Source organism: Pseudomonas sp. FW305-7 (assembly GCF_058786735.1).
Genome location: NZ_JBYSZA010000035.1, coordinates 23125 through 47734, shown reverse-complemented (window position 1 = coordinate 47734; position 24610 = coordinate 23125). Strand labels below are relative to the sequence as shown.

Below are 24610 nucleotides of genomic sequence, written 5' to 3'. Positions count from 1 at the left end.
CCCGACTTGTCGGGGTGTTTTCGTTTACGCAAAGCGTCGGACAATTTGCCGCGTTGTTGCGGATCCGGTAACGGTGTTTTACTTCAAACCCGCTAAATAGACGCCTCGTTTGCGACCTTGGTAGCGGGACAGGCGCCCGTCAAATTCACTAGACTGCGCATCCTGCTACTCGCTTCCCGAGAAAATAATCCATGTACCGTGACCGTATTCGCCTGCCTTCGTTGTTGGATAAAGTGATGAGCGCCGCCGACGCCGCCGCTCTGATTGAAGACGGCATGACCGTCGGCATGAGCGGCTTCACCCGCGCCGGCGAAGCCAAGGCTGTCCCTCACGCACTGGCCGAGCGAGCCAAGGTCACGCCGCTGAAGATCAGCCTGATGACCGGCGCCAGCCTGGGCAACGATCTCGACAAGCAACTGACCGAGGCCGGCGTGCTGTCGCGGCGCATGCCGTTTCAAGTCGACAGCACCTTGCGCAAGGCGATCAACGCCGGCGAAGTGATGTTCATCGACCAGCACCTGTCGGAAACCGTCGAGCAACTGCGCAACCAGCAACTGAAGTTGCCGGACATTGCCGTCATCGAAGCCGTGGCTATTACCGAACAGGGTCACATCGTACCGACCACTTCGGTGGGCAACTCGGCGAGCTTCGCGATTTTCGCCAAACAGGTGATCGTCGAGATCAACCTGGCGCACAACGCCAACCTCGAAGGCCTGCACGACATCTATATCCCGACGTATCGTCCGACGCGCACGCCGATCCCACTGGTAAAAGTCGACGACCGTATCGGTAGCACCGCGATTCCGATTCCGCCGGAGAAGATTGTCGCCATTGTTATCACTCAGCAGACGGATTCGCCGTCCACTGTATCGACGCCGGATGTCGACACCAACGCCATCGCCGAACATCTGATCACCTTCTTCAAGCAGGAAGTAGACGCCGGGCGCATGACCAACAAGCTTGGCCCGTTGCAGGCAGGCATCGGCAACATCGCCAACGCGGTAATGTGCGGCCTGATTGATTCGCCATTCGAAGACCTGACCATGTACTCCGAAGTGCTGCAGGACTCGACCTTCGACCTGATCGATGCCGGCAAGCTGAGCTTTGCTTCAGGCAGCTCGATCACACTGTCGGAGCGCCGTAACAGCGACGTGTTCGGCAACCTGGAGAGGTACAAGGACAAACTGGTCCTGCGTCCGCAGGAAATCTCTAACCACCCGGAAGTGGTGCGCCGGCTGGGCATCATCGGCATCAACACGGCGTTGGAGTTCGACATCTACGGCAACGTCAACTCTACCCACGTCTGCGGCACGCGGATGATGAACGGCATCGGCGGCTCAGGCGACTTCGCTCGCAACGCGCATCTGGCGGTGTTCGTGACCAAGTCGATTGCCAAGGGTGGCGCGATTTCCAGCGTGGTGCCGATGGTCAGCCATGTCGACCACACCGAGCATGATGTCGACATTCTGGTGACCGAGGTGGGTCTGGCGGACTTGCGTGGCCTGGCGCCACGCGAACGCGCACGGGTGATTATCGACAACTGTGTGCACCCGGACTTCCGCCAGGCGCTGAACGATTACTTCACAGCAGCCTGTGCAATCGGTGGTCACACCCCGCACATCCTGCGTGAAGCCTTGAGCTGGCACATCAATCTGGAAGAAACCGGACGCATGCTGACGGTGTAATTCGCACAGATAAACCGCTGACGCAAACACAGTTTTCGTCAGCGGTCTTCGGCAAGCCCTCCATCTGACAAAAACTGTACTGCTGTACCGGTCTTTTCCTACAGTAAATACCTACCTTATTCATCGAATCGAGCAAAAACGCACCACTTAAGTGCAGACAGGTACAGTTTGCTCAATTTTGACCCGTACACCCCCTATAAACAGTTAACTGGTCACTCACAATACAGTTGAACTGTATCTAGAGAGACTGGCCAAACGAGAGGATCATGGGCACCAGTCAAACCACTACCTGATCCCGCCACAAGCGGAAGGATGTCAACCATGGAACGTACACTCAGTTCCGAGCTGTTTTTCGAAGACAAAGCTGTAAAATCCCAGGCTTCCCTGCCTTTGCGCGTTATCGCCAACCTGATGTTGTGGCAGCGCCGCATCTCCAGCCGCCATCAACTGGCTCGTCTGGATTCGCGTCTGCTGGCTGACGCCGGTATCAGCGAAGCACAACGCTACGAAGAGCTGAGCAAGCCGTTCTGGCGCTAAGTAGCGTCGCTGGCTCTGGTCGTTAGACCCACCGCCAGCAACCCGAATTGAACAAACAAAACCCGTCGTGGGAAACCACGACGGGTTTTGTCGTTTTGGGGCTGTGGAAACCACCCGTACAGGTGTGTGCACCCCGAACAGGTACAGTTCCATAAAACCGATATCTGAACCAGTACAATTTAACGCTGGTGTATCTGCCCGACAATCTGTTCCAGGTTCAACATGACCTTCCGCCTTCTATGGCTAAAGGAATACGTCATGAATGACTTACAGGATGTTTCAGTAATTCCATTCCACGCCACTCACCGTCCCAACGCTCTGCGACGCCTGCTACGCGGCCTCTGGCAAGGCCTGGAGCGCGCCAGAACAAGGCGTCTGCTGGCCCAATTCAGCGGTCGGGATCTGGCCGACCTCGGCCTCAGCCATGCCGAACGGCTGAATGAAATGGAGAAACCGTTCTGGCGCTAGCATTCTGCCCCCTGTGCGAACCGCGTCCACGGGCCTAATATCCACGCAGAACGTGGCGAATGATGCGCAACTGGCGTCTGACTCCTCAGATACCGAGCCACCTCTCAAAACGGTTTATCCACAGGAGTTACATCATGTCCCGTCTTCGTCTGCTCAGCGCTGCCGCCCTGCTGGCCGTGGCTGCCAACGCCAGCGCCTCCAGCTTCATCGTCACCACCGACGCCGTTGTCGGCGCCCTGAAGTCCTCGTCCGACGCCACTTCCGATGTCACTTCGTCCTTTCGCGACGACAAGATCGTCCTTGCCGCCCGTGACGACGCTGCCAGCTTCGTCGCCAGCGAAGGCGAAATCCGTGGGGTGAAACTGGAAAGCGCGCTGGATCACATCCGCCATCAGGCGCCACAGTTGCAAGCCACTGACGCCCAACTGGCTCAGGCCATCCTGACGATCTGAACGATCGCAGCACTGCGGGACACGCCGGGCGTGTCCCGATGTTTCGGCGCTGGCTCTGGCCCGGGCGTTGCGCTAGCCTTGGGACTCGCTAACCGTTAACGAGTCTTATGCGTTTTCTTCAAAATCTGCTTATCCCTTCCGTACTTTTAACTGCTGGCTGGATGACGTCGGCCAATGCCTTTGATGTCTCCACGCAAAACACCGTGGTGAGCGTTTGGGCGACCGGCATGGTGTCTTCCGCGCCGTTCGACCGTAAACTGCTGCTCGCCGCTCACGATGATGCGGCGATGTTTGTTGCCAGTAATGGAGAACTGCGAGGCGCTCGACTGGAATCCGCACTGCATTACTTGCGCAAAACCCGGCCGAAACTTCATGTCAGCGACCTTGAACTGGCACAGGCAATTCTCGTCCAATAGCTAACCCAGTCCCTGATCAACCTTGTCCCTCCGGAGTCGTTCCATGCGTAGCCCGCTGATTGCTGCCGCCCTTGGCCTGTTTTTGTTGGCCGACGTGGCCCAGGCGCACACCCTGGTAGCCACCAGTAACATCATCGTCCGTGCCTCCCAGCGCACTATCGATTTCACATCCGACACGACTACGTCGATCCGCGACTCGAAAATCATCCGCGAAGCCCACGACGACGCTGCCAGTTTCGTCGCCAGCAACGGTGATATCCGTGGCGCGCACCTGGAAGCCGCGCTCAACACCTTGCGCACTCGCGTGCCGGAAGCACGCGACGCCAGTGATCAGGTGCTCGCCGAAGCCATCCTCGCACTGTGAAGTCACTCGGCGCCTGGCTGCTGGCCGGGGCGTTGTTGCTGCTTGGCAACAGCGCCCACGCCGGCCTGCAATTGCGGCTCAAGACCGAGGGTCTTACGCCCGCCCAACAACAGGCCAGCCAGGCGCTGATCGATGAAGCCATGCAGAAATTGCCGCCAGGCTTCATCGAGCGGCTGGATCGGCGCATCGACGTTGGCTGGACCGACGACATGCCCGCCAATGCCTATGGCCAGGCGACGCTTGTCTCTGAACTCGATCTGAACCGCAAACTGCTCGCCAGCCTCACCGACGGCAGTGCAGCCAAAGAAAAAACCAATCGCCCCCACGGCACTGTGCGCCAGGAAATGCTCGCCACGGTGCTGCATGAAATCACCCACATTTATGATCGTGCGCGCCTGTGGCCGAGTGCCGAACGCACTTTGATACAGCGCTGCACCCGGCGCTTCAACAGCGCCGGGCTGATCGGTATTCCGGATGAGTGCCGTGGCCAGAACGGCCGGCGCTTTACCCTCAGCGATGATCCGCGGCTGCTGGACTTGGCCGGTTGGCAGCAATACGTCGGCCGCCGCGGCGAGCGTGAGCAGCACAACCGGCAAATCGCCCGCAGCCCGGATCTGTACGAAATCTCCAGCCCCAAGGAATTCGTCGCGGTCAACATGGAGTATTTCCTCCTCGACCCGAGTTACGCCTGTCGCCGCCCGGCCTTGTACAGCTATTACAAGGATCACTTCGGTTGGGCACCGCCGGCCAAAGACACCTGCGCCAAGACCTTCGCATTCCTCAATGCCGGCAACGATTTCGCCAAACAGCCGCTCGGCCAGGTGGATCCAGAACGTGTCTACGCCGTCGATTACCTGCTGGCCGAAGCCAATCAGAATTGGGTCAGCCGTTGGGGCCACAGCATGCTGCGTCTGGTGATCTGCGCGCCGGGACGGCCGCGTGGCCCGGATTGCCGGCTCGACCTGGATCAGCATCTGGTGCTGTCGTATCGCGCCTTCGTTGGCGATGTGCAGCTCTCCAGCTGGGACGGACTGGTGGGCAAGTACCCGTCGCGATTGTTCGTCCTGCCACTGGCGCAAGTGATCGACGAGTACACCAAGACCGAACTGCGCAGCCTCGCCTCGGTGCCGTTGAATCTGTCGCGCAGCGAGATCGAGGGCGTGGTTGAACACGCCGCCGAAATGCACTGGAGCTACGACGGCAACTACTTCTTCCTGTCCAACAACTGCGCGGTGGAAGGCTTGAAACTATTGCGTAGCGGTAGCAATAACGCGCAGCTCACCGGTCTGGACAGCATCATGCCCAACGGTTTGCTCGAAGTGCTCAAGGGCCGAGGTCTGGCCGATACCAGCGTGCTGGACGACCCGAAAGAGGCGCTGCGTCTGGGTTACCGCTTCGATTCGTTCCGCGATCGCTATCAGGCGATGTTCGATGTATTGAAGAAGCAATTACCCATCAAACAGAACACCGTTGAGGAATGGCTTTCGCTGACCGCTGAAGAGCGCCGTGAATGGTTCGAGCGCGCTGATCTGCGCACCAGCGCCGCGTTGCTGCTGCTGGAACAGGCGAGCTATCGCCGCCAATTGCTGCTGGCACAGGACGAGGTCAAACAGCGTTACCTCGGCGCGCGCGAGCTGGAAAACGGCGGAATGGACAAGGCCAACGCGACCCTGCAGGAAATCCTCGCCAACAGCGGCTTCCTCAGCCGTCCGGCAGAACTGCTGGACTCCAAGGGCTACGGGTTGCCGCAGCCGAGCGAGTTCAGCCGACTGGAAGCGGAAAGCAGCCAGCGTCAAAAAAAGCTGCTGGCGCTGTCCGGTGATCTGGACGCAGAGGTGCGTAAATTGCTGGAGCCAAAACGAGCCGCTGAGATTGCAGCCAGCGAGGAAAATGTGAAGCAGATCGGCGCGCACTTGCGCAAATTGCACAGAGCCTCTGGCGGACTGGAACTGCCCTGATCCTGAAGTTAACCCCCACACCTTTGTGGTGAGGGGATTTATCCCCGACCGGCTGCGCAGCAGTCGCAATCCCAACGAACACGGTATGCCTGGTCATCTGTGTTTGCCGGATTCGGGGCTGCTTCGCAGCCCATCGGGGATAAATCCCCTCATCACAGTTGATGGACCGCCAGTTAGATCAGACGATCAATTCAAAACCCCATCGAGAATTTCATAGACGATCCCGGTACCCACCGCGATCAGCACGATGTCGCCCCCAGCTCGGCGCCACTCGTAGCCTGGATACACCGGCAAACGTCCCAACGCCCGACCATCCAGACGCTCGCCGTAATAACCGTGAGGCAACGGCCGGCCACGCTCCAGATGAATCCCCGGCGGTGGTGGCGCACCGCGCACGAAGTAGCCGTGATTGTCGCGAATGGTCTGACGCACGGGGCCGAAGTCGCGTGGAGGCGGGCCGCCTCGGTGGTCGTTCTGCGGACCACGGTGGTCATTACCGCGATTGTCACCGCGATTATCGTAATGGCCCTGCTGCGGGCCGCCGTGGTCATGATCATCGCGCTGATCGGCGCTGGCCAGCAGCGGTGTCGCGCTGATAATCAGCACGCCCAGTCCGGCAATCAGACGTTTCGGCATTTTCATCGGGTTTTTCCTCACGGCACAAACAGCAAAAAGGGATTCAGAACGTGGTTCTGAATCCCTCGGTCTTGCTCAATTAGTCTGTGCCGTGAGGCGCTAATTCCTCTGTATCAGGAACTTTACCTTTAGCTGACGCGGGCCTTACGCACGCCTTCGGACAGGGCCGAGCAAAGGCTCAGTACACCGTCGATAGCCTGATCCGGCGTGGTCGCGTTGGCGATGTGATCGATCAACGCCGAACCCACGACAACACCGTCAGCCAAGCGCGCGATAGCGGCCGCTTGTTCCGGGGTACGGATACCGAAACCGATGCTGATCGGCAGGTCGGTATGGCGGCGCAGACGGGTGACCGCCTCTTCGACGTGTTCCAGTGTTGCCGCACCGGCGCCGGTCACACCGGCCACCGAAACGTAGTAAACAAAACCGGAGCTGCCGTTGAGCACTTTCGGCAGACGTGCGTCGTCGGTGGTCGGCGTGGTCAGGCGGATGAAGTCCAGACCGGCAGCCTGCGCCGGGTCGCACAGCTCGGCGTTGTGCTCAGGCGGCATGTCGACCACGATCAGACCGTCGACGCCTGCCTCTTTGGCTTCAGCGATGAAGCGCTCGACGCCAAACTTGTGAATCGGGTTGAAGTAGCCCATCAGCACCAGCGGTGTATCACTGTTGCCCTCACGGAACTCGCGAACCATTTGCAGGGTTTTCAGCAGATTCTGCTTGGCGCCCAACGCACGAATGTTCGCCAGTTGAATCGCCGGGCCATCGGCCATCGGATCGGTGAACGGCATGCCCAGCTCGATTACGTCAGCGCCGGCCTTGGGCAAGCCTTTGAGGATCGCCAGCGAGGTGTCGTAATCCGGATCGCCAGCCGTGACAAAGGTCACCAGTGCGGCGCGGTTCTGTTGCTTGAGTTCGGCAAAACGGGTTTGCAGGCGGCTCATCAGTGTTTCTCCTGCTTCGACTGTTCCATGTGATGCATCACGGTTTGCATGTCTTTGTCGCCACGGCCCGACAGGTTGACCACCATCAGGTGATCCTTCGGCAGCTTCGGTGCGCGTTTGAACACTTCGGCCAAGGCGTGGGCGCTTTCCAGTGCAGGAATGATCCCTTCCAGACGGCAGCACTTGTGGAACGCCTCGAGGGCTTCGTCGTCGGTCACCGAGGTGTACTGGACACGGCCGATGTCATGCAACCATGCGTGTTCCGGGCCGATCCCCGGATAGTCGAGGCCGGCGGAGATCGAGTGGGCGTCGATGATCTGGCCGTCGTCGTCCTGCAACAGGAAAGTGCGGTTGCCGTGCAACACACCCGGAACGCCGCCATTGAGGCTGGCGGCGTGCTTGCCGGTTTCGATGCCGTAGCCGGCCGCCTCAACACCGATGATCTCGACGCCCTTGTCGTCGAGGAACGGATGGAACAGGCCCATGGCGTTGGAGCCGCCACCGATGCACGCCACCAGGCTGTCCGGCAGACGACCTTCCTGTGCTTGCAACTGGTCACGGGTTTCCTTGCCGATCACGGCCTGGAAGTCGCGCACCATGGCTGGATACGGGTGCGGGCCAGCCACGGTGCCGATCAGGTAGAACGTGCTGTCGACGTTGGTCACCCAGTCACGCAAGGCTTCGTTCATCGCGTCTTTCAGCGTGCCGGTACCGGCGACCACCGGAATCACTTCGGCACCCAGCAGTTTCATGCGGAACACGTTGGCCTGTTGGCGTTCGATGTCGGTAGTGCCCATGTAGATCACGCAGTCCAGACCGAAACGTGCGGCTACGGTGGCCGTTGCCACGCCGTGCATACCGGCGCCGGTCTCGGCGATGATGCGTTTCTTGCCCATGCGTCGCGCCAGCAGGATCTGGCCGATGCAGTTGTTGATCTTGTGCGCGCCGGTGTGATTGAGCTCTTCGCGCTTGAGGTAGATCTTGGCGCCGCCGCAGAACTCGGTCAGACGCTCAGCGAAGTACAGCGGACTCGGACGTCCGACGTAGTCGCGCTGGAAGTAGGCCAATTCTTCTTTGAAAGCCGGATCTTCCTTCGCCGCTTCGTATTCGCGGGCCAGATCGAGGATCAACGGCATCAGGGTTTCAGCAACATAGCGGCCACCGAACGAGCCGAACAGGCCGTTATCGTCCGGGCCGTTACGCAGATCGGAGGTGTTCGAAGTCTGGGTCATGGGTTGCTCCAGGTGAATTCGGGTCAGAAGACAATGACGACCACTCTACCCCTGACCTTCTATGCTGAAAACCGATAAGATCGCTGCAACCTGTCAGGAAAACTCACAGATACCATGAGCCACGATCTTCCCCCGCTGAACGCCTTGCGCGCCTTCGAAGCCACTGCCCGGCTCAACAGCGTCAGTCAGGCCGCCGAACAGCTGCACGTCACCCACGGCGCGGTCAGTCGGCAGCTCAAGGTATTGGAAGAACACCTTGGCGTCAGTCTGTTCGTCAAGGATGGCCGCGGCCTGAAACTCACAGATGCGGGTGTACGGTTGCGCGATGCCAGCGGTGAGGCGTTTGATCGGTTACGCAGCGTTTGCGCGGAATTGACTAAAGACACAGCCGATGCGCCGTTCGTGCTCGGTTGCTCTGGAAGCTTGCTGGCACGCTGGTTTATTCCGCGGCTTGGACGGCTGAATGCCGAGTTGCCGGACTTGCGCTTGCATCTGTCGGCCGGGGAAGGTGATCTCGACCCCAGACGCCCGGGGCTGGATGCCTTGCTGCTGTTCGCCGAGCCGCCATGGCCCGCGGACATGCAGGTTTATGAGTTGGCCGCAGAACGCATCGGCCCGGTCATGAGTCCGCTGTTCAGCGGCTATCAACGCCTGAAAAGTGCACCCGCCTCGGCGCTGCTCAATGAGCCGTTGCTGCACACCACCTCGCGCCCACAAGCCTGGCCAAGCTGGTCACAGCAAAACCACCTCGACGCGAAAGCGTTGAAGTCGGGACAAGGTTTCGAGCATTTGTATTATTTGCTGGAAGCAGCTGTGGCCGGTCTTGGCGTAGCCATCGCGCCGGAGCCGTTGGTGACTGAAGATTTGAAGGCCGGTCGCCTGGTTGCGCCGTGGGGCTTCTGTGAAACCCCGGCGCAACTGGCGTTGTGGCTACCCAAGCGCGCCGCTGACGGGCGCGCCCGGAAACTGGCGCAATGGCTCAAGAATGAGCTGCGCCAACCGGATCACTCGCCGCGCTTGAACAGCAAGTAAGCCGCGAGCAGACCGATTGCGCCCACTGCAACACCGGCGGTGGTCCAAGGATGTTCCTGAGCGTAATCGCGAGTAGCGATCCCGGTCTCACGGGTTTTCACTTTGACTTCTTCGTAGGCATCGCTGAGCAGGTGACGCGAATGTTTCAGCGCACTTTCGGCATTGCTTTTCAGCGCCTTGAGGGTCTTGCGCGACTCGTCCGAAGCGTCGTCCTTCAGGCTTTCCAACGACTTGAGCAGACTCTCGATCTCCGCTTCCATGCTTTGCAATGAGGCTTTACGTAAAGAGGTGTTGGCCATGGTGGCTCTCCTGCATTGGTGATGAGTGGCGTGTGTTGGTTGGGACTTCAGCGGTTTGAGAAAGTGCAGAAAATCTGAACTTCGTCTGCGCAAGACCGCCGAAATCAACAGAGCAATTCACTGCTAGTCTCAATTCCACCCATCAAGGAGAACGCCATGAGTGACCATCACACGTACAAGAAAGTCGAGCTGGTCGGTTCGTCTGCCACCAGCATCGAAGACGCCATCAACAATGCGTTGGCCGAAGCCAACAAGAGCATCAAGCATCTGGAATGGTTTGAAGTGACCGAGACCCGCGGCCACATCAAGGACGGTAAAGCGGCGCACTTTCAGGTCACCCTGAAAGTCGGGTTCCGGATTGCCAGTAGCTGAGTTTGGTCTACGCTTCTGAACTTGCGCGCTGGCCGAGTGCCATAGGAATGGCAAAGCGCTACAGGGTGAGCGCATCGGGTGGATGACCCGATGCCCGCCTCTTTTAATCCGACCAGGGAGTGCGACCGATGAAGAAGTTCATGTTGGCAGTAGGTTTGTTGAGCCTTGCGGGTGGTGCATTTGCTGCCGGCAAGCCTTGTGAAGAGCTGAAAAGCGAGATTGCGGCGAAGCTGGATGCCAAGGGCGTTTCCGGGTATTCGCTGGAGATCGTCGACAAAGGCGCCAATGGCGGCAAAGTCGTCGGCACCTGTGAAGGCGGCACCAAGGAAATCGTCTACAAGCGCGGTTGATCGCGACTGAAATGCAAAAGCCGACGCGAAGGCGTCGGCTTTTTTGTGTCCGGGATTTGGGATATTCGGTGGGTTTGCAATCGAACCCCCTCACCCCAGCCCTCTGCCCCAAGGGGTAGAGGGGAAAGGGAGCCGATCGGAGTTGTTCAGATCCTGAGTTCGACTCGATATTTCAGGTCGATGTCGAGCGCAAGAACACCTTGGTAAGTCCCCTCTCGCTCCGGGAGAGGGTTAAGGTGAGGGGCTCTTTCAGCCTTTCATGACCTGCGCCAGCAATTCATAGGAATGCAGGCGATCAGCATGCTCATACAGATCACAGGTAAATATCAGCTCATCCGCCTGCGTCTGCTCGACCAGCACCTCCAGCTTCGCGCGGATCTTCTGCGGGCTGCCGACCATCGCCAGACCGAGAAAATCACCCACCGCCTCACGCTCATGGGGCAGCCACAAGCCGTCCATGGTTTTCACCGGCGGACGTTGCACCAGACTCTGCCCACGCATCAGCGCGAGAATGCGCTGGTACACCGAGGTCGCCAGGTAATCGGCTTGCTCATCGGTATCAGCCGCCACCAAAGGCACCCCGAGCATCACATACGGCTTGTCGAGCACCGCCGACGGCTTGAAGTGGTTGCGATAGACCCGAATCGCCTCGTGCATGAAACGCGGTGCGAAATGCGAGGCGAAGGCGTAGGGCAAGCCACGTTCGCCGGCCAGTTGCGCACTGAACAAACTGGAACCGAGCAGCCAGATCGGCACATTGGTACCCGTGCCCGGCATCGCGATAACGCGTTGATCCGGCGTGCGCGGGCCGAGGAACCGCGCAAGTTCGGCGACATCTTCGGGGAAATCATCGGCACTGCCGGAACGTTCGCGGCGCAGGGCGCGGGCGGTCATCTGATCGGAGCCCGGCGCGCGGCCCAAGCCGAGGTCGATACGGCCTGGATAAAGGCTTTCGAGAGTACCGAACTGCTCGGCGATCACCAGCGGCGCGTGGTTGGGCAGCATCACGCCACCCGAGCCGACGCGAATGGTCGAGGTGCCGCCAGCCAGATAACCCAGCAGCACCGAGGTCGCGGAGCTGGCGATGCCGTCCATGTTGTGGTGTTCAGCCACCCAGAACCGCGTGTAACCAAGCTTCTCGACATGCTGCGCCAGATCCAGCGAGTTGCGCAGCGACTGCGCCGGGCTGCCGTTCTCGCGCACGGGCACCAGATCAAGGGTAGAAAACTTTACGTCGGACAGTTGCTTCATAAACCTGCGTCTCCGAGTGAGGAGGCAGGCTTTTCTTGCGAACGAAAACCTGCCGAATCCATATGCGTGTTTTGTGCAATGAGGGCATATACCCGAGTTTCAATAGCAGTGATGAAATTTCCTACTAAAAAAGTCAACGATTCAGATGAGCTGAACTTTGTCCCGGCGTCTATCCTCAGAAGCCTTGCAAGCTAAAACCACGTCGGCGCGGCGGTCCGCGCCAGATTTTGAGGAGGCAGACATGGCTATCGTGAAGAAAGCATCCGCACATTGGGCTGGCGATCTGAAAAGCGGCATCGGCTCGATCTCCACCGAGACCGGTGTCCTCAGAGAAGCACCCTACGGCTTCAAGGCCCGTTTCGAAGGCGGCAAAGGTACCAACCCGGAAGAACTGATCGGTGCAGCGCACGCCGGTTGTTTTTCCATGGCGTTCTCGATGATTCTCGGCGATGCAGGCCTGACGGCCGACAGCATCGACACCAACGCTGAAGTCACCCTCGACCAAGTGGACGGTGGCTTCGCGATCACTGCGGTGAAGCTGATCCTCAAGGCAAAAATCCCGGGGGCTACGCAGGCTCAGTTTGAAGAGTTAAGCAACAAGGCGAAGGAAGGATGCCCGGTGTCCAAGGTGCTGAATGCGAAGATCACCCTTGAGGCTTCGTTGATCAGTTGATTCGACGCGGTCCATTAGCAGCAACATAAGCCCTGTTGGAGCTGGCTTGCCAGCGATTGCGGTGTGCCCGGCGACATCAATGGTTGCTGTGCCGACGTCATCGCTGGCAAGCCAGGCTCCCACCGGGATTTCAGAGCACCTGATATTTCGTTAACACCGCAGCACAACTTGTGAGCGAAGTCAGAACTCGCTTTCTGAAAGTGTGGTCGAATACATGACCGCAGCTTCAGCGCACGCCCGTGCGCGCTGCCTCAAGGAGCTACATTGATGAAACGTATTGGCTTGGCGATCCTCTGCAGTGCACTGGCCACTTCGGTAATTGCAGCCCCTAAAGACTGCGAAGAACTCAGGAAAGAGATCGAAATCAAGATCCAGGCTAAAGCCGTGCCGTCCTACACACTGGAAATCGTCACCAAGGAAGAAGCCGCGAAACATGACATCGCCATGGTTGTCGGTTCTTGCGAGAACGGCAGTAAAGCAATCGTCTATCAAAAGAACAACGACTGATATTGCTCAGGGCACGCAGTTGATCTGCCGTTCCTCGGCAACGATCTGACCTTGCCGATTGATCAGCCGGGCGCTTGGCGTAAAGGCCAGCGACCGCGCTTCGAGCCGGTAACGCTGACCGGCCTCGAAATGGTCGTAGCGAACAGTCATGTAACACAGCCGCTCCTGCGGATCGGTGTCCATCCCCTGGCCACCACCGAAAATCTCGAAATCAAAGCGCACCGTCAACTCGTGACTGCCCGGCGCAACCTGGAAAAACCGGCCATCCTGCAGGCGCACATTGTCCAGCCGTTCGGCCATCAGCACCTTGCCGCCAGGCGAGGGCATGGCAAAGTCGACCCAGGCCTTGCCGGGGTCAGCCGCCGGCACCGGTGTCTGGCAGCCGGCCAGCACACTTGCAGCAAGCAACAACGTCAACCTGCGCATGATCAATGTCCCTTGAAATGGACATCCAGCATAACGCCGATCAGGTTTTCTGACAGCCCGCCGGAATGCCCTGACCCACGACGTTGCGCTGCTCGTCATAGAGCTTGGCCCAAGGGCGGAAACCGATACTGCCGGCCTGCAACTGATAACGCTGACCGGCGTTGAAATCTTTGAATTTCACACTCAACTGGCAATCGCGCCAGAGGGGTTCGGCGTCCGGACCGATGTTGGTGGCCTCCACGGGGAACTGGTAACGCACCTTCAGTTCATGACTGCCGGGCTGCACCTCGAAGTAGCGTTTATCGACGGCAGTCTTGCTGTCGACTTGCAGCGCTTGCAGCGCCGTGTCCTGTTGCCGGGCATTGAGATCGATCCAGGCTTGCGAAGGGTCTGGATCGGGCATTCCGAATCCGGCACAACCGGCCAGCGTCAGCAGGCTTCCTGTCAGTATCAACATGCGCATAGCGAAGCTCCAATGGGCGGGATAGTCTTGCGGGCAGACTTTCCAGAGGTTTCTTATTTTGATCAGGCCGCTTCCAAGCCATGGGTTACTTGATCGCGTTTTTCGGATTTTGTTTCCGGGTGTGATGCTTTTGTTGCTCAACGGTTGTTCCAGCGTCAGCTATTACAGCCAGTTGGCCAGCGGTCAGTTGCAACTGCTGCGGGCGCGCGAACCAGTGACCAAGGTGATTGCCGATCCGAGCCGCGATGCAAAATTGCGTACGCACCTGGCTCAGTCGCAGAAGGCCCGCGCGTTTGCCAGCGAACAGCTGCACCTGCCGGACAACCAGAGCTATCGCCTGTACGCCGACATCGGCCGGCCATTTGTGGTGTGGAATGTGTTCGCCACTGCGGAGTTTTCCCTGAGCCCGCAAAACCATTGCTTCCCGATTGCCGGGTGCGTGGCTTATCGCGGCTACTACAGCCAGAGCGCGGCGCGGGGTGAAGCGGCGATTCAGCGGTTGCAGGGCATGGACGTGTCGATTGGCGGCGTCGAGGCCTATTCGACGCTGGGCTGGTTCAACGACCCGATTCTCAATTCAATGATGGGCTGGGGCGATGAGCGTCTCGCCACACTGATCTTTCATGAGCTGGCCCATCAGCGTTTTTATGTGAAGGACGACACCGAGTTCAACGAATCCTTTGCCACGTTTGTCGAGCAGGAAGGTACACGGCAGTGGCGGGCGTTTCGCGGATTGCCGGCAGATAACGATTCAAAGCTCAAGCAGCGCGATCAATTCATCGAGTTGGTGCTGGAAACACGTTCACGATTGGAAAAACTCTACGCCCAGCCTTTGCCGGCCGAGCAGATGCGCGAGCGCAAAGCGGCGCAGTTCGAGCGGTTTCGCCGGGATTATCGGCTGATGCGTGACACTCAGTGGGCCGGGGACAAGCGTTATGACGCCTGGGTGAATGCGCCCCTGAACAATGCACGGTTGTTGCCATTCGGGCTGTATGACCAGTGGGTGCCGGCGTTTGCGGCATTGTTCGGGCAGGTTGGCGGAGATTGGCTGCGGTTTTATGCCGAGGTGGAGAGACTGGGGAAATTATCCGCGGATGCGCGCAAGTCGGCGTTAAAAGATTTGGCAGACTCTCGGCCCCTTAGTGGCTGAATTGACCTCATCGCTGGCAAGCCAGCTCCCACAGGGACAGCGGTGAACCTGAGTACACCGCTCACCTGTGGGAGTTGGCTTGCCAGCGATGGCGTACTGATCAGCGCTGCAAAAACGCCTGATGCAACTCGGCCAATGTCTCGAAGTGATAAGCCGGCGCCTCGGCGTTCAACTCTTCAAAACTGCCAAATCCGTAACCCACCGCCGCCGCGTCGAGCCCATTGCTGCGCGCCCCGATCAGGTCATGCTTGCGATCACCGATCATCAAGGTATTGGCGGGATCCAGCCCTTCCTCCTTCACCAGATGCGCGATCAATTCAACCTTGTTGGTCCGCGTGCCATCCAGCTCACTGCCGTAGATCACCTTGAAGTGTTTGGCAAAGTCGAAGTGCCGGGCAATCTCGCGGGCGAATATCCAAGGTTTTGACGTCGCGATATACAGCTGCCGCCCCTGCCCGCTCAACGTTTCAAGCAACGGCGTGACGCCTTCGAACACGCGGTTCTCGTACAGCCCCGTGACCTTGAAGCGCTCACGATAGAAATTCACGGCTTCCCAGGCTTTGGCCTCGTCAAAGCCGTAAAACTGCATGAACGCCTGTAACAGCGGCGGGCCGATAAAGTGTTCGAGTCTGGTCAGGTCCGGCTCGTCGATGCCAAGTTTGCCGAGGGCGAACTGGATGGAACGGGTGATGCCCTCACGCGGGTCGGTCAGGGTGCCATCGAGGTCGAACAGTACGGTCTGGTAATGCATGAGAAATCCTGAGCAGGTGTAAGTCGATTCAGATCTGGTCGTAGCCTTCGGCCAAGTGCAGATCCTTGAGCTTCACGTAGTTCGCCGCGCTGTAGGTGAAGAAGGCGTTTTCCTTGTCGGTCAGCGGGCGGACCTGCTTCACCGGGCTACCGACATACAGGAAACCGCTTTGCAGGCGCTTGCCCGGCGGCACCAGGCTGCCGGCGCCGATGATCACATCGTCCTCGACCACCGCGCCATCCATGACGATGCTGCCCATGCCGATCAACACGCGGCTGCCGACGGTGCAGCCATGCAGCATGACTTTGTGGGCGATGGTCACGTCGTCGCCGATCAGCAGCGGGAAGCCGTCCGGGTTGAACGGGCCAGCGTGGGTGATGTGCAACACGCAGCCGTCCTGCACACTGGTGCGCGCGCCGATGCGGATGCGGTGCATGTCGCCACGGATCACGGTCAGCGGCCAGACCGAGCTGTCTTCGCCGATTTCGACGTCGCCGATCACCACCGCCGAGCCGTCGACAAACGCGCCTTTGCTTAACTGCGGGGTGTGATTCTGGTATTTGCGAAGGGGCACGATTAGTTCTCTCTCTGTCGCCGATAGCTGCGGTGAGTGTCGATTGTAATTAAGATGGGCGCATGTTTCTTCCAGCCAAGGTGCCAACCGTGAGCGTGAACAACCCTCTTTTGCAGTCCTACGACCTGCCGCCGTTCTCCACGATCCGTGCCGAACACGTCCTGCCAGCGATTGAAACCATCCTCGCCGACAACCGCGCCGCCATCGCCGACATCCTCAAGACCCAAGGCCAGAACCCGACCTGGGCCGGTCTGGTGTTGGCAATGGACGAGCTCAATGATCGCCTCGGCGCCGCCTGGAGCCCGGTCAGCCACCTCAACGCCGTGTGCAACAGCGCCGAACTGCGCGAAGCCTACGAGTCGTGTCTGCCAGCCCTGAGCGCCTACTCCACCGAGATGGGCCAGAACCGCGAACTGTTCCAAGCCTATGAAGCTCTGGCCAACAGCCCGGAAGCCGCCGGTTTCGACGTGGCGCAAAAGACTATTCTGGAACACGCCCTGCGTGACTTCCGCCTGTCGGGTATCGACCTGCCGGAAGCCGAACAGAAACGCTACGCCGAAGTGCAAAGCAAACTGTCCGAGCTGGGCAGCCGCTTCTCCAACCAACTGCTCGACGCCACTCAGGCGTGGACCAAGCACGTCAGCGACGAAGCCGCCCTCGCCGGCCTGACCGATTCGGCCAAGGCGCAAATGGCTGCCGCCGCGCAGGCCAAAGGCCTTGATGGCTGGCTGATCACCCTGGAATTCCCGAGCTACTACGCGGTGATGACCTACGCGCAAGACCGTGCGCTGCGTGAAGAAGTCTACGCGGCCTACTGCACCCGCGCGTCGGATCAAGGCCCGAACGCCGGCCAGAATGACAATGGCCCGGTGATGGAAGAGATCCTCGACCTGCGTCAGGAACTGGCCAAGCTGCTGGGTTTCGCCAGTTTCTCCGAACTGAGCCTGGCCACGAAAATGGCCGAATCCAGCGATCAGGTGCTGAGCTTCCTGCGCGATCTGGCCAAGCGCAGCAAGCCGTTCGCCGCGCAGGATCTGCAACAGCTGCGCGCCTACGCCGCCGAGCAGGGCTGCGCCGATCTGCAAAGCTGGGACAGCGGTTTCTACGGTGAAAAGCTGCGTGAACAGCGCTACAGCGTTGCCCAGGAAACCCTGCGCGCCTACTTCCCGATCGACAAGGTTCTCGGCGGTCTGTTCGCCATCGTTCAGCGTCTGTACGGCATCGAAATCGCCGAGCAGAAAGGCTTCGACACCTGGCACCCGGACGTTCGCCTGTTCGAGATCAAGGAAAACGGCCAGCACGTCGGCCGCTTTTTCTTCGACTTGTATGCCCGCGCCAACAAGCGTGGCGGCGCGTGGATGGACGGCGCCCGCGACCGTCGCCGCACTATCGATGGCGTGCTGCAAAGCCCGGTGGCCAACCTGGTGTGCAACTTCACCCCGGCCGACAGCGGCAAACCTGCGCTGCTGACCCACGATGAAGTGACCACCCTGTTCCACGAATTCGGTCATGGCCTGCATCACCTGCTGACCCGTGTCGAACATGCTGGCGTATCCGGCATCAACGGCGTGGCGTGGGATGCTGTCGAGCTGCCGAGCCAGTTCATGGAAAACTGGTGCTGGGAGCCGGAAGGTCTCGCGCTGATTTCCGGGCATTACGAAACCGGTGAACCACTGCCGCAGGACCTGCTGGAAAAAATGCTCGCGGCGAAGAACTTCCAGTCCGGCCTGATGATGGTCCGTCAACTGGAATTCTCGCTGTTCGACTTCGAACTGCACGCCACCCACGGCGATGGCCGCAGCGTTGCACAAGTGCTCGAAGGCGTGCGTGACGAGGTATCGGTGATGCGTCCGCCGGCCTACAACCGCTTCCCCAACAGCTTCGCGCACATCTTCGCCGGCGGTTACGCGGCGGGTTATTACAGCTACAAATGGGCAGAAGTGCTCTCGGCCGATGCTTTCTCGAAGTTCGAAGAAGACGGTGTACTCAACGCTGAAACCGGTCGCGCGTTCCGCGAAGCGATTCTGGCGCGCGGCGGTTCGCAGGCGCCGATGGTGCTGTTCGTCGACTTCCGTGGCCGTGAGCCGTCGATTGACGCACTCTTGCGCCATAGCGGCCTGAGTGAGGACGCAGCAGCATGAGTGAGGGGCCTGTGATTACCAAGAAGCGCTTTATCGCCGGGGCGGTCTGCCCGGCGTGCAGCGAGCCGGACAAGTTGATGATGTGGAACGAGGACAGCGTGCCGCACCGCGAATGCGTGGCGTGCGGTTACTCCGACACACTCAACGAGCAAGGCCTGTCGGTACCCAAAGAGCTGGGCACGCGGGTCAACACCAGCGCGCTCAAGCCGCCGCCGGACAAGACAGTTCAGGCGGTGCAGTTCTTCCCCAATCCGAAGCTTGCAAAAAAGCCTGACGAGCAACACTGAGTCGCAACCACCTTCCACCGTTTGCCGGTGGAAGGTGGTAACTATCTACCGCCCATCCCCCGCGCTTCCTGCCTAGGCTGGCCCTTTTCAGCCACGCCTCAAGGAAGACGCCATGTCCGATACCAATCCGCTGCTACAGCACTGGACCCTGCCACCGTGGTCGGCGATACGCGCCGAGCATCTGGTCCCGGCGTTCAACGTGATCGTTGCCGAAAACCGCCAGGTCATTACCCAAGTGATCGCCAGCCAGACCGAGCATCCGGGCTGGGACGATCTGGTGCTGGCCGTCGATGAAGCCGATGCGCGTCTGGATGAAGCCATGGCCATCATCGAAATTCTTTCGACGGTCAAACCCGACGATATCGACTGGCTCAGGGAAAGCGCGCTGTGCAGTCTGACCGCAGCTCAGTACACCGCTGAAAAAAACACGGATGCGGCGCTGTACCGTACCTATCAACGGCTGGCGAACAGCTCGGTCGCCGCGAGCTTCGATGATCCGCGCAAAGCTTCGCTGGCGAAAATCCTGCGCAAGTTCCTCTTGTCCGGCATCGAACTGCAGCCTGCACAGCAGCAAAGGCTCGCTCGTCTGAACCGCGATATCCGCCAGCTGGAGCAGTTGTTTCAAAGCAATCTGGAGCTGGCCAACACCGCATGGAGCATGCACATCGACGACGTCACGCAGCTCGAAGGCCTGTCACCGGCGGTGCTGGCGCGCATGGCACTCAATGCCCGCCAGGCGGGACTTGAAGGCTGGCTGCTCACGCTGGATCAGAACACCTTTCGGTCGCTCATGACCCACGCGCACAACCGCCCGCTGCGGGAGGCCTATTTCACCGCGTGGATGAACCGGGCGTCCGACCGTGGCCCTCAGGCGAATGAACTGAATAACACTCCAGTCCTGACGGTGTTACTCGCATTGCGCCAGGAGAAAGCCGAATTGCTGGGCTTCGAAAATTTCGTGCAATTGCGCCTCGAAAATCGCATGGCCACTTCGCCCAAACAGGTGGGTGATTTTTTGCGCGAGCAAATGGCCACGAATCGACCGGCCCTGCAGCGCGATGCCAAAGCCCTGCTAGCCTTCGCACGCACGCGGGGCATTGCCGATATACAGACGTGGGATGAAGATTTTCTCGCCGAGCAATTACGCCTTGAGCAATTAAACGGCGCGCTGAAAGGCTTGCGACAGTATTTCCCGCTGGAAGGCACGTTGCGTCGACTCTGTCGGTTCAGTGAACGCCTGTTTGGCATCTCCATTGTCGAGCAAACCACCCTCAACCACTGGGACGAAACGGTACGGCTTCTGGAGATCAGCGAATATGAACAAGTGATCGGGCATATCTACGTGGATCCCTTTCATCGTGAAGACGCTGCCGATTACGCCTTCACCTCAGCCCTGCGCATTCGCCGGATCAACGCCGAGGGACGCCCTGCGCTGCCGATTGCTCACCTGTACTGCAACTTCACCCCTGTCACCGAAGATCATCCGTGCCTGCTTTCCAGCGAAAATCTGCGCGTGCTGTTCCACGAATTCGGGCACTGCTTGCAGCATGTGTTGACGCGCTCGCCCCATCGCAACCTGTCGGGGATTTCCCAGCTGGGCCGCGATACCGCCGAATTCGCCGGGCAGCTGTTTGAACACTGGTGTCTGTCAGGCGAATTTCTGCTGTGGCTGGGAGCTCATTACCAGAGCGGCGAACGCCTGACAGAACAACGCATCAACACCGCGCTGACGGCCATTGGCGCCCACACCAGCCGGGCCACCGGCGTGTTGCTGATGAGTGCGTTATTTGATCTGGAGTTGCACCGCAGCCATGGCGATGGCCGCAGCATCGAGCAGGTGTTCGAGGACGTGCAGGGCGAATTTCCAGAACTGCGACTGTCCGGTTACCACCGTTTTGCCAATGGTTTTGACTACCTGGTGACCGGTTACGAGGCGTCGGTCTACGCCTACAAATGGTCTGGCGTGCTGGCCAGCGAAGTATTCACGCGGTTTCAGCGCGATGGCGTGTTCGACCCGCAAACCGGTCGGGATTTTCGCGAGGCATTTTTTTCCCCCGGCGACTCACGCTCGATGCTGAGCGCACTTGCAGCGTTTCTCGGCCGGCCGGTCAACCCGGGATTGTTGGCGTCCCCGATCGATTGAACCGACCGTTCATTTCAGATTGACCGACTGGAACCAGCTCTTCATCGAGCAGGTCGCGAACGCACTGGTGCTGCAATCGCCGTTGGCCAGTGCGCTGCGCAACTTGTCGACATCCGCTTGCATCACGTAGCGCACGCTGTCGCGAAAGTGGCCGCTCTCGCCGAAACCACCTTGAGTCATTTCGCTCAAGGCGTCCTCTTTGCTCCAGCCCTGCACCACCACGCGATACATCGCCGCCATCAATCCGGTCCGGTCGGAACCGTGCTTGCAATGCATCAGCACCGGACCCTTGGCCTCGCCGGCCTGGATGGCGCGCAGGGTCTTGAGCACATCGCTGTCATCGACGTGGTTGGTGCGATACGGCAGTTGCACCTGATTGATGCCCGGCTCGGACAGCCAGTTGCTGTCCGCTTCCGGCAGAAAATTGATCACCGTGGCCACCTTGAGATTCTTCAGCAGCGGCACGGCACCGTCGTCGGGCAAGGCACTGCGGTAAAGCGTCGGCGACATCTGGAACAGGTTGTATTGCACTTCGAACGGTTGCGCCCAATCAGCGGGGCGAGCGGTGTTTGCCGCGACAGCCTGAGCCGGGATCAAGTGCAACAGGGCAACAAGCGACAAACACAAAGCAGGGAAAAGACGCACTCGAGACATGCTGGGTTGACCGTGTCGGGATTCTGCAAGAGAGGAGTTGCAGCTTCGATGATGGCCGGTCAAAGCCCTGTGAGGCGGTTGTCAAAGAATTGTGAACGCACATCGTTTCATCGGTTTCAGCGGCTGATTTCAGTCTTTTTTCCGCTTAATCGATTCATCCGGATGCTTAGGCTGCTACCATTTGTCACATCTTGTTGCAGACGTGTCCCCCTTTTCCGGGTCATCACCGGTCACGTCGCAACGAAAATTCTTGAGCCGTTCGCAGAAACGGCTGACAACCATCAATGCCTGATGAGGTGCCCCCCATGTCTGATGCAGATCGAGACAACCCGCGGCGTGAGTTTTTGCGCAAATCCCTGACCCTGATTCCGGTGGTCACCCTCGCAGGCACCAGCCTCGGCAGCAGTGTCCTGCAAGCCGCGCCTGAAGCCACTCTCGCCGCGCCTGCGCCACAACCGACACGCACTGATACCAGCGCTTATCAGCCGAACTATTTCACCGCCGAAGAATGGGCATTCATCAATGCCGCCGTGGCGCAGTTGATCCCCAACGACGCCCAGGGCCCAGGCGCGCTCGAAGCCGGTGTGCCGGAATACATCGACCGTCAGATGAACACCCCTTACGCCGCCGGAGCCCTGTGGTACATGCAAGGCCCGTTCAACGCCGACGCCGCGCCCGAAATGGGCTGGCAGAGCAAACTGGTGCCCAAAGAGATCTACCGCCTCGGCATCGCCGCCACGGATCAGTGGGCAAAATCCCTCAACGGTAAAACATTTGCCGAGCAAGACAGCGCTACCCGAGACGATTTGCTTAAGCAACTCGAAGCCGGCAAAGCGCAATTTGACGCCGTTCCGGCGAAGATTTTCTTCAACCTGCTGCTGCAAAACACCAAGGAAGGGTTCTTCTGCGACCCGATCCACGGCGGCAATAAAGGCATGGTCGGCTGGACCATGATCGGTTTCCCCGGCGCCCGCGCCGATTTCATGGATTGGGTGGAACGCAACGAGCAATACCCCTTCCCGGCTGTTTCGATTCGCGGCGAGAGGGCTTGAGCATGGCAACCGTAATGAAGAAGGTCGACGCGGTGATCGTCGGTTTCGGCTGGACCGGCGCAATCATGGCCAAAGAGCTGACCGAAGCGGGACTCAATGTGCTGGCGCTGGAGCGCGGGCCGATGCAGGACACCTACCCCGACGGCAACTATCCGCAGGTGATCGACGAACTCACCTACAGCGTGCGCAAAAAACTCTTTCAGGACATCTCCAAAGAGACCGTCACCATTCGTCATAGCGTCAACGACATCGCCCTGCCGAACCGCCAGTTGGGCGCGTTCCTGCCAGGCAATGGCGTCGGCGGCGCCGGCCTGCACTGGTCGGGCGTGCACTTTCGCGTCGATCCGATCGAGTTGCGCATGCGCAGCCACTACGAAGAGCGCTACGGCAAAAGCTTTATCCCCAAGGACATGACCATCCAGGACTTCGGCGTCAGTTATGAGGAGCTGGAGCCGTTCTTCGATTTCGCCGAAAAAGTCTTCGGCACCTCGGGCCAGGCCTGGACCGTGAAAGGTCAATTGGTCGGTCAGGGCAAGGGTGGCAACCCTTACGCGCCGGATCGTTCCAACCCGTTCCCATTGGAAGCGCAGAAAAACACCGTTTCCGCACAGCTGTTCGGTAAAGCGGCTACAGAAGTCGGTTACAAACCCTACAACCTGCCGTCAGCGAATACCTCCGGGCCATACACCAACCCTTACGGCGCGCAGATGGGCCCGTGCAACTTCTGCGGGTTCTGTAGCGGTTACGTTTGCTACATGTATTCCAAGGCCTCGCCGAACGTGAATATTCTGCCGGCGCTCAAGCCGCTGCCGAATTTCGAGCTGCGGCCCAATTCCCATGTGCTGCGGGTCAACCTCGACAGCACAAAAAGCAAAGCCACGGGTGTCACTTACATCGATGGTCAGGGCCGCGAGATCGAGCAACCGGCGGACCTGGTGATCCTCGGCGCCTTCCAGTTGCACAACGTGCGGCTGATGCTGCTCTCCGGGATCGGCAAGCCCTACGACCCGATCAGCGGCGAAGGTGTGGTCGGGCGTAACTTCGCCTACCAGAACATGGCCACCATCAAGGCGTTCTTCGACAAGGACACCCACACCAACAACTTCATCGGTGCCGGCGGCAACGGTGTGGCGCTGGACGATTTCAACGCCGACAACTTCGACCATGGTCCGCACGGCTTCGTCGGTGGTTCGCCGATGTGGGTCAATCAGGCCGGCAGCCGACCGATTGCCGGCACCTCGAACCCGCCGGGCACGCCGGCCTGGGGCAGTGCGTGGAAACGCGCGACTGCCGATTACTACACCCACCAGGTGTCGATGGACGCCCACGGCGCGCATCAGTCCTACCGCGGCAACTACCTCGATCTCGACCCGGTGTATCGCGATGCCTACGGCTTGCCATTGCTGCGGATGACGTTCGACTGGCAGGAAAACGACATCAAGATGAACCGCTTCATGGTCGAGAAAATGGGCAAGGTTGCCGAAGCGATGGGGCCGAAAGCCATTGCGGTGATCGGCAAGAAAGTCGGTGACCACTTCAATACTGCGTCGTACCAGACCACCCACCTCAACGGTGGCGCGATCATGGGCACCGATCCGAAAAAAAGCGCACTGAACCGCTACTTGCAGAGCTGGGACGTGCACAACGTGTTCGTCCCGGGCGCTTCGGCGTTCCCGCAAGGCCTGGGTTACAACCCGACCGGCCTGGTAGCGGCGCTGACCTATTGGTCGGCGAAGGCAATCCGCGAGCAATACCTGAAAAACCCCGGCCCGCTGGTTCAGGCTTAAGGAGCGATG

At 59.5% G+C, this 24610-nt stretch carries 28 protein-coding genes; 18 read left to right on the top strand and 10 right to left on the bottom strand.

Features of this window, described 5'->3' with window-relative positions; translation table 11 throughout:
- The first annotated feature begins 191 nt into the window (after positions 1 to 191).
- The 7 genes from scpC to AC3WMT_RS27620 all read left to right on the top strand — a co-directional run bounded on the left by scpC (position 192) and on the right by AC3WMT_RS27620 (position 5880).
- A complete protein-coding gene (scpC, locus tag AC3WMT_RS27650; protein ID WP_103306482.1) occupies positions 192 to 1685 on the top strand; it encodes a succinyl-CoA:acetate CoA-transferase ScpC in 1494 nt (497 codons plus the stop codon).
- Between the two features lie 321 nt (positions 1686 to 2006).
- Positions 2007 to 2222 (top strand): DUF1127 domain-containing protein, encoded by a 216-nt coding sequence (locus AC3WMT_RS27645; protein ID WP_103306481.1) that lies wholly within the window; start codon positions 2007 to 2009, stop codon positions 2220 to 2222.
- 258 nt (positions 2223 to 2480) lie between these two features.
- Positions 2481 to 2690 carry a DUF1127 domain-containing protein gene (locus tag AC3WMT_RS27640; protein ID WP_103306480.1) on the top strand — a complete coding sequence of 70 codons (210 nt, stop codon included), beginning with the start codon at positions 2481 to 2483 and terminating at the stop codon, positions 2688 to 2690.
- Positions 2691 to 2824: 134 nt separating this feature from the next.
- The gene (locus AC3WMT_RS27635) at positions 2825 to 3142 is read left to right on the top strand and encodes a DUF2388 domain-containing protein (protein WP_103306479.1); all 318 of its coding nucleotides are present in this window, start codon (positions 2825 to 2827) and stop codon (positions 3140 to 3142) included.
- 107 nt (positions 3143 to 3249) lie between these two features.
- The gene (locus AC3WMT_RS27630; RefSeq protein ID WP_103306478.1) at positions 3250 to 3558 is read left to right on the top strand and encodes a DUF2388 domain-containing protein; all 309 of its coding nucleotides are present in this window, start codon (positions 3250 to 3252) and stop codon (positions 3556 to 3558) included.
- Positions 3559 to 3601: 43 nt separating this feature from the next.
- Complete coding sequence (locus AC3WMT_RS27625; protein WP_034152281.1) at positions 3602 to 3922, top strand: DUF2388 domain-containing protein; 321 nt, start codon at positions 3602 to 3604, stop codon at positions 3920 to 3922.
- Complete coding sequence (locus AC3WMT_RS27620; protein ID WP_103306477.1) at positions 3919 to 5880, top strand: DUF7844 domain-containing protein; 1962 nt, start codon at positions 3919 to 3921, stop codon at positions 5878 to 5880. Before AC3WMT_RS27625 ends, AC3WMT_RS27620 begins: the two co-directional genes overlap by 4 nt.
- A 186-nt stretch (positions 5881 to 6066) precedes the next feature.
- On the opposite strand, the gene AC3WMT_RS27615 is transcribed toward AC3WMT_RS27620, so the two are convergent.
- The 3 genes from AC3WMT_RS27615 to trpB all read right to left on the bottom strand — a co-directional run bounded on the left by AC3WMT_RS27615 (position 6067) and on the right by trpB (position 8689).
- Positions 6067 to 6522 (bottom strand): anti-virulence regulator CigR family protein, encoded by a 456-nt coding sequence (locus AC3WMT_RS27615; RefSeq protein ID WP_103306476.1) that lies wholly within the window; start codon positions 6520 to 6522, stop codon positions 6067 to 6069.
- Positions 6523 to 6644: 122 nt separating this feature from the next.
- Positions 6645 to 7457, bottom strand: a complete 813-nt coding sequence (gene trpA / locus AC3WMT_RS27610) for a tryptophan synthase subunit alpha (RefSeq protein WP_103306475.1) — start codon at positions 7455 to 7457, stop codon at positions 6645 to 6647.
- The gene (trpB, locus tag AC3WMT_RS27605; RefSeq protein WP_103306474.1) at positions 7457 to 8689 is read right to left on the bottom strand and encodes a tryptophan synthase subunit beta; all 1233 of its coding nucleotides are present in this window, start codon (positions 8687 to 8689) and stop codon (positions 7457 to 7459) included. The genes trpA and trpB overlap by 1 nt, the downstream gene beginning before the upstream one ends.
- A 114-nt stretch (positions 8690 to 8803) precedes the next feature.
- On the opposite strand from trpB, the gene AC3WMT_RS27600 reads away from it, so the two are divergent.
- Complete coding sequence (locus tag AC3WMT_RS27600) at positions 8804 to 9721, top strand: LysR family transcriptional regulator (protein WP_103306473.1); 918 nt, start codon at positions 8804 to 8806, stop codon at positions 9719 to 9721.
- Here AC3WMT_RS27600 and AC3WMT_RS27595 read toward each other — a convergent pair.
- The gene (locus AC3WMT_RS27595; protein WP_007911686.1) at positions 9694 to 10020 is read right to left on the bottom strand and encodes an ElaB/YgaM/YqjD family protein; all 327 of its coding nucleotides are present in this window, start codon (positions 10018 to 10020) and stop codon (positions 9694 to 9696) included. The two genes, AC3WMT_RS27600 and AC3WMT_RS27595, sit on opposite strands and share 28 nt — an antisense overlap.
- A gap of 156 nt (positions 10021 to 10176) precedes the next feature.
- Between AC3WMT_RS27595 and AC3WMT_RS27590 the strand changes: the two genes are divergently transcribed.
- Positions 10177 to 10392 carry a dodecin gene (locus AC3WMT_RS27590; protein WP_003187305.1) on the top strand — a complete coding sequence of 72 codons (216 nt, stop codon included), beginning with the start codon at positions 10177 to 10179 and terminating at the stop codon, positions 10390 to 10392.
- Positions 10393 to 10520: 128 nt separating this feature from the next.
- The gene (locus AC3WMT_RS27585) at positions 10521 to 10742 is read left to right on the top strand and encodes a DUF1161 domain-containing protein (protein ID WP_103306472.1); all 222 of its coding nucleotides are present in this window, start codon (positions 10521 to 10523) and stop codon (positions 10740 to 10742) included.
- A 249-nt stretch (positions 10743 to 10991) separates the two neighbouring features.
- On the opposite strand, the gene AC3WMT_RS27580 is transcribed toward AC3WMT_RS27585, so the two are convergent.
- Positions 10992 to 11993 (bottom strand): LLM class flavin-dependent oxidoreductase, encoded by a 1002-nt coding sequence (locus tag AC3WMT_RS27580; RefSeq protein WP_027610203.1) that lies wholly within the window; start codon positions 11991 to 11993, stop codon positions 10992 to 10994.
- Positions 11994 to 12234: 241 nt separating this feature from the next.
- Between AC3WMT_RS27580 and AC3WMT_RS27575 the strand changes: the two genes are divergently transcribed.
- The gene (locus AC3WMT_RS27575) at positions 12235 to 12666 is read left to right on the top strand and encodes an OsmC family protein (protein WP_103306471.1); all 432 of its coding nucleotides are present in this window, start codon (positions 12235 to 12237) and stop codon (positions 12664 to 12666) included.
- 267 nt (positions 12667 to 12933) lie between these two features.
- Positions 12934 to 13173 carry a DUF1161 domain-containing protein gene (locus tag AC3WMT_RS27570; protein ID WP_103306470.1) on the top strand — a complete coding sequence of 80 codons (240 nt, stop codon included), beginning with the start codon at positions 12934 to 12936 and terminating at the stop codon, positions 13171 to 13173.
- Between the two features lie 6 nt (positions 13174 to 13179).
- On the opposite strand, the gene AC3WMT_RS27565 is transcribed toward AC3WMT_RS27570, so the two are convergent.
- Together AC3WMT_RS27565 and AC3WMT_RS27560 are read right to left on the bottom strand one after the other, a co-directional pair.
- Positions 13180 to 13599, bottom strand: a complete 420-nt coding sequence (locus tag AC3WMT_RS27565) for a PA0061/PA0062 family lipoprotein (protein WP_103306469.1) — start codon at positions 13597 to 13599, stop codon at positions 13180 to 13182.
- Positions 13600 to 13639: 40 nt separating this feature from the next.
- Positions 13640 to 14062, bottom strand: coding sequence for a PA0061/PA0062 family lipoprotein (locus tag AC3WMT_RS27560; RefSeq protein ID WP_103306468.1), 423 nt, complete (start codon positions 14060 to 14062; stop codon positions 13640 to 13642).
- Positions 14063 to 14120: 58 nt separating this feature from the next.
- On the opposite strand from AC3WMT_RS27560, the gene AC3WMT_RS27555 reads away from it, so the two are divergent.
- Positions 14121 to 15212, top strand: a complete 1092-nt coding sequence (locus tag AC3WMT_RS27555; RefSeq protein ID WP_103306467.1) for an aminopeptidase — start codon at positions 14121 to 14123, stop codon at positions 15210 to 15212.
- Between the two features lie 100 nt (positions 15213 to 15312).
- On the opposite strand, the gene AC3WMT_RS27550 is transcribed toward AC3WMT_RS27555, so the two are convergent.
- A complete protein-coding gene (locus tag AC3WMT_RS27550; RefSeq protein ID WP_103306466.1) occupies positions 15313 to 15963 on the bottom strand; it encodes an HAD family hydrolase in 651 nt (216 codons plus the stop codon).
- 28 nt (positions 15964 to 15991) lie between these two features.
- Positions 15992 to 16537, bottom strand: a complete 546-nt coding sequence (locus tag AC3WMT_RS27545; RefSeq protein WP_103306465.1) for a gamma carbonic anhydrase family protein — start codon at positions 16535 to 16537, stop codon at positions 15992 to 15994.
- A 62-nt stretch (positions 16538 to 16599) separates the two neighbouring features.
- Between AC3WMT_RS27545 and prlC the strand changes: the two genes are divergently transcribed.
- From prlC to AC3WMT_RS27530, 3 genes are all read left to right on the top strand, one after another.
- Complete coding sequence (gene prlC / locus AC3WMT_RS27540; protein WP_177431454.1) at positions 16600 to 18678, top strand: oligopeptidase A; 2079 nt, start codon at positions 16600 to 16602, stop codon at positions 18676 to 18678.
- Positions 18675 to 18965: a YheV family putative zinc ribbon protein gene (locus tag AC3WMT_RS27535; RefSeq protein ID WP_103306464.1), complete on the top strand. Its 291-nt coding sequence runs from the start codon at positions 18675 to 18677 to the stop codon at positions 18963 to 18965. The genes prlC and AC3WMT_RS27535 overlap by 4 nt, the downstream gene beginning before the upstream one ends.
- Positions 18966 to 19077: 112 nt before the next feature.
- Positions 19078 to 21108, top strand: a complete 2031-nt coding sequence (locus AC3WMT_RS27530) for a M3 family metallopeptidase (RefSeq protein ID WP_103306463.1) — start codon at positions 19078 to 19080, stop codon at positions 21106 to 21108.
- Between the two features lie 9 nt (positions 21109 to 21117).
- On the opposite strand, the gene AC3WMT_RS27525 is transcribed toward AC3WMT_RS27530, so the two are convergent.
- The gene (locus AC3WMT_RS27525) at positions 21118 to 21762 is read right to left on the bottom strand and encodes a phosphatase domain-containing protein (RefSeq protein WP_103306462.1); all 645 of its coding nucleotides are present in this window, start codon (positions 21760 to 21762) and stop codon (positions 21118 to 21120) included.
- A 305-nt stretch (positions 21763 to 22067) separates the two neighbouring features.
- On the opposite strand from AC3WMT_RS27525, the gene AC3WMT_RS27520 reads away from it, so the two are divergent.
- The gene (locus tag AC3WMT_RS27520; protein ID WP_103306461.1) at positions 22068 to 22814 is read left to right on the top strand and encodes a gluconate 2-dehydrogenase subunit 3 family protein; all 747 of its coding nucleotides are present in this window, start codon (positions 22068 to 22070) and stop codon (positions 22812 to 22814) included.
- 2 nt (positions 22815 to 22816) lie between these two features.
- The gene (locus AC3WMT_RS27515) at positions 22817 to 24601 is read left to right on the top strand and encodes a GMC family oxidoreductase (RefSeq protein ID WP_016983441.1); all 1785 of its coding nucleotides are present in this window, start codon (positions 22817 to 22819) and stop codon (positions 24599 to 24601) included.
- Positions 24602 to 24610: the final 9 nt, after the last annotated feature.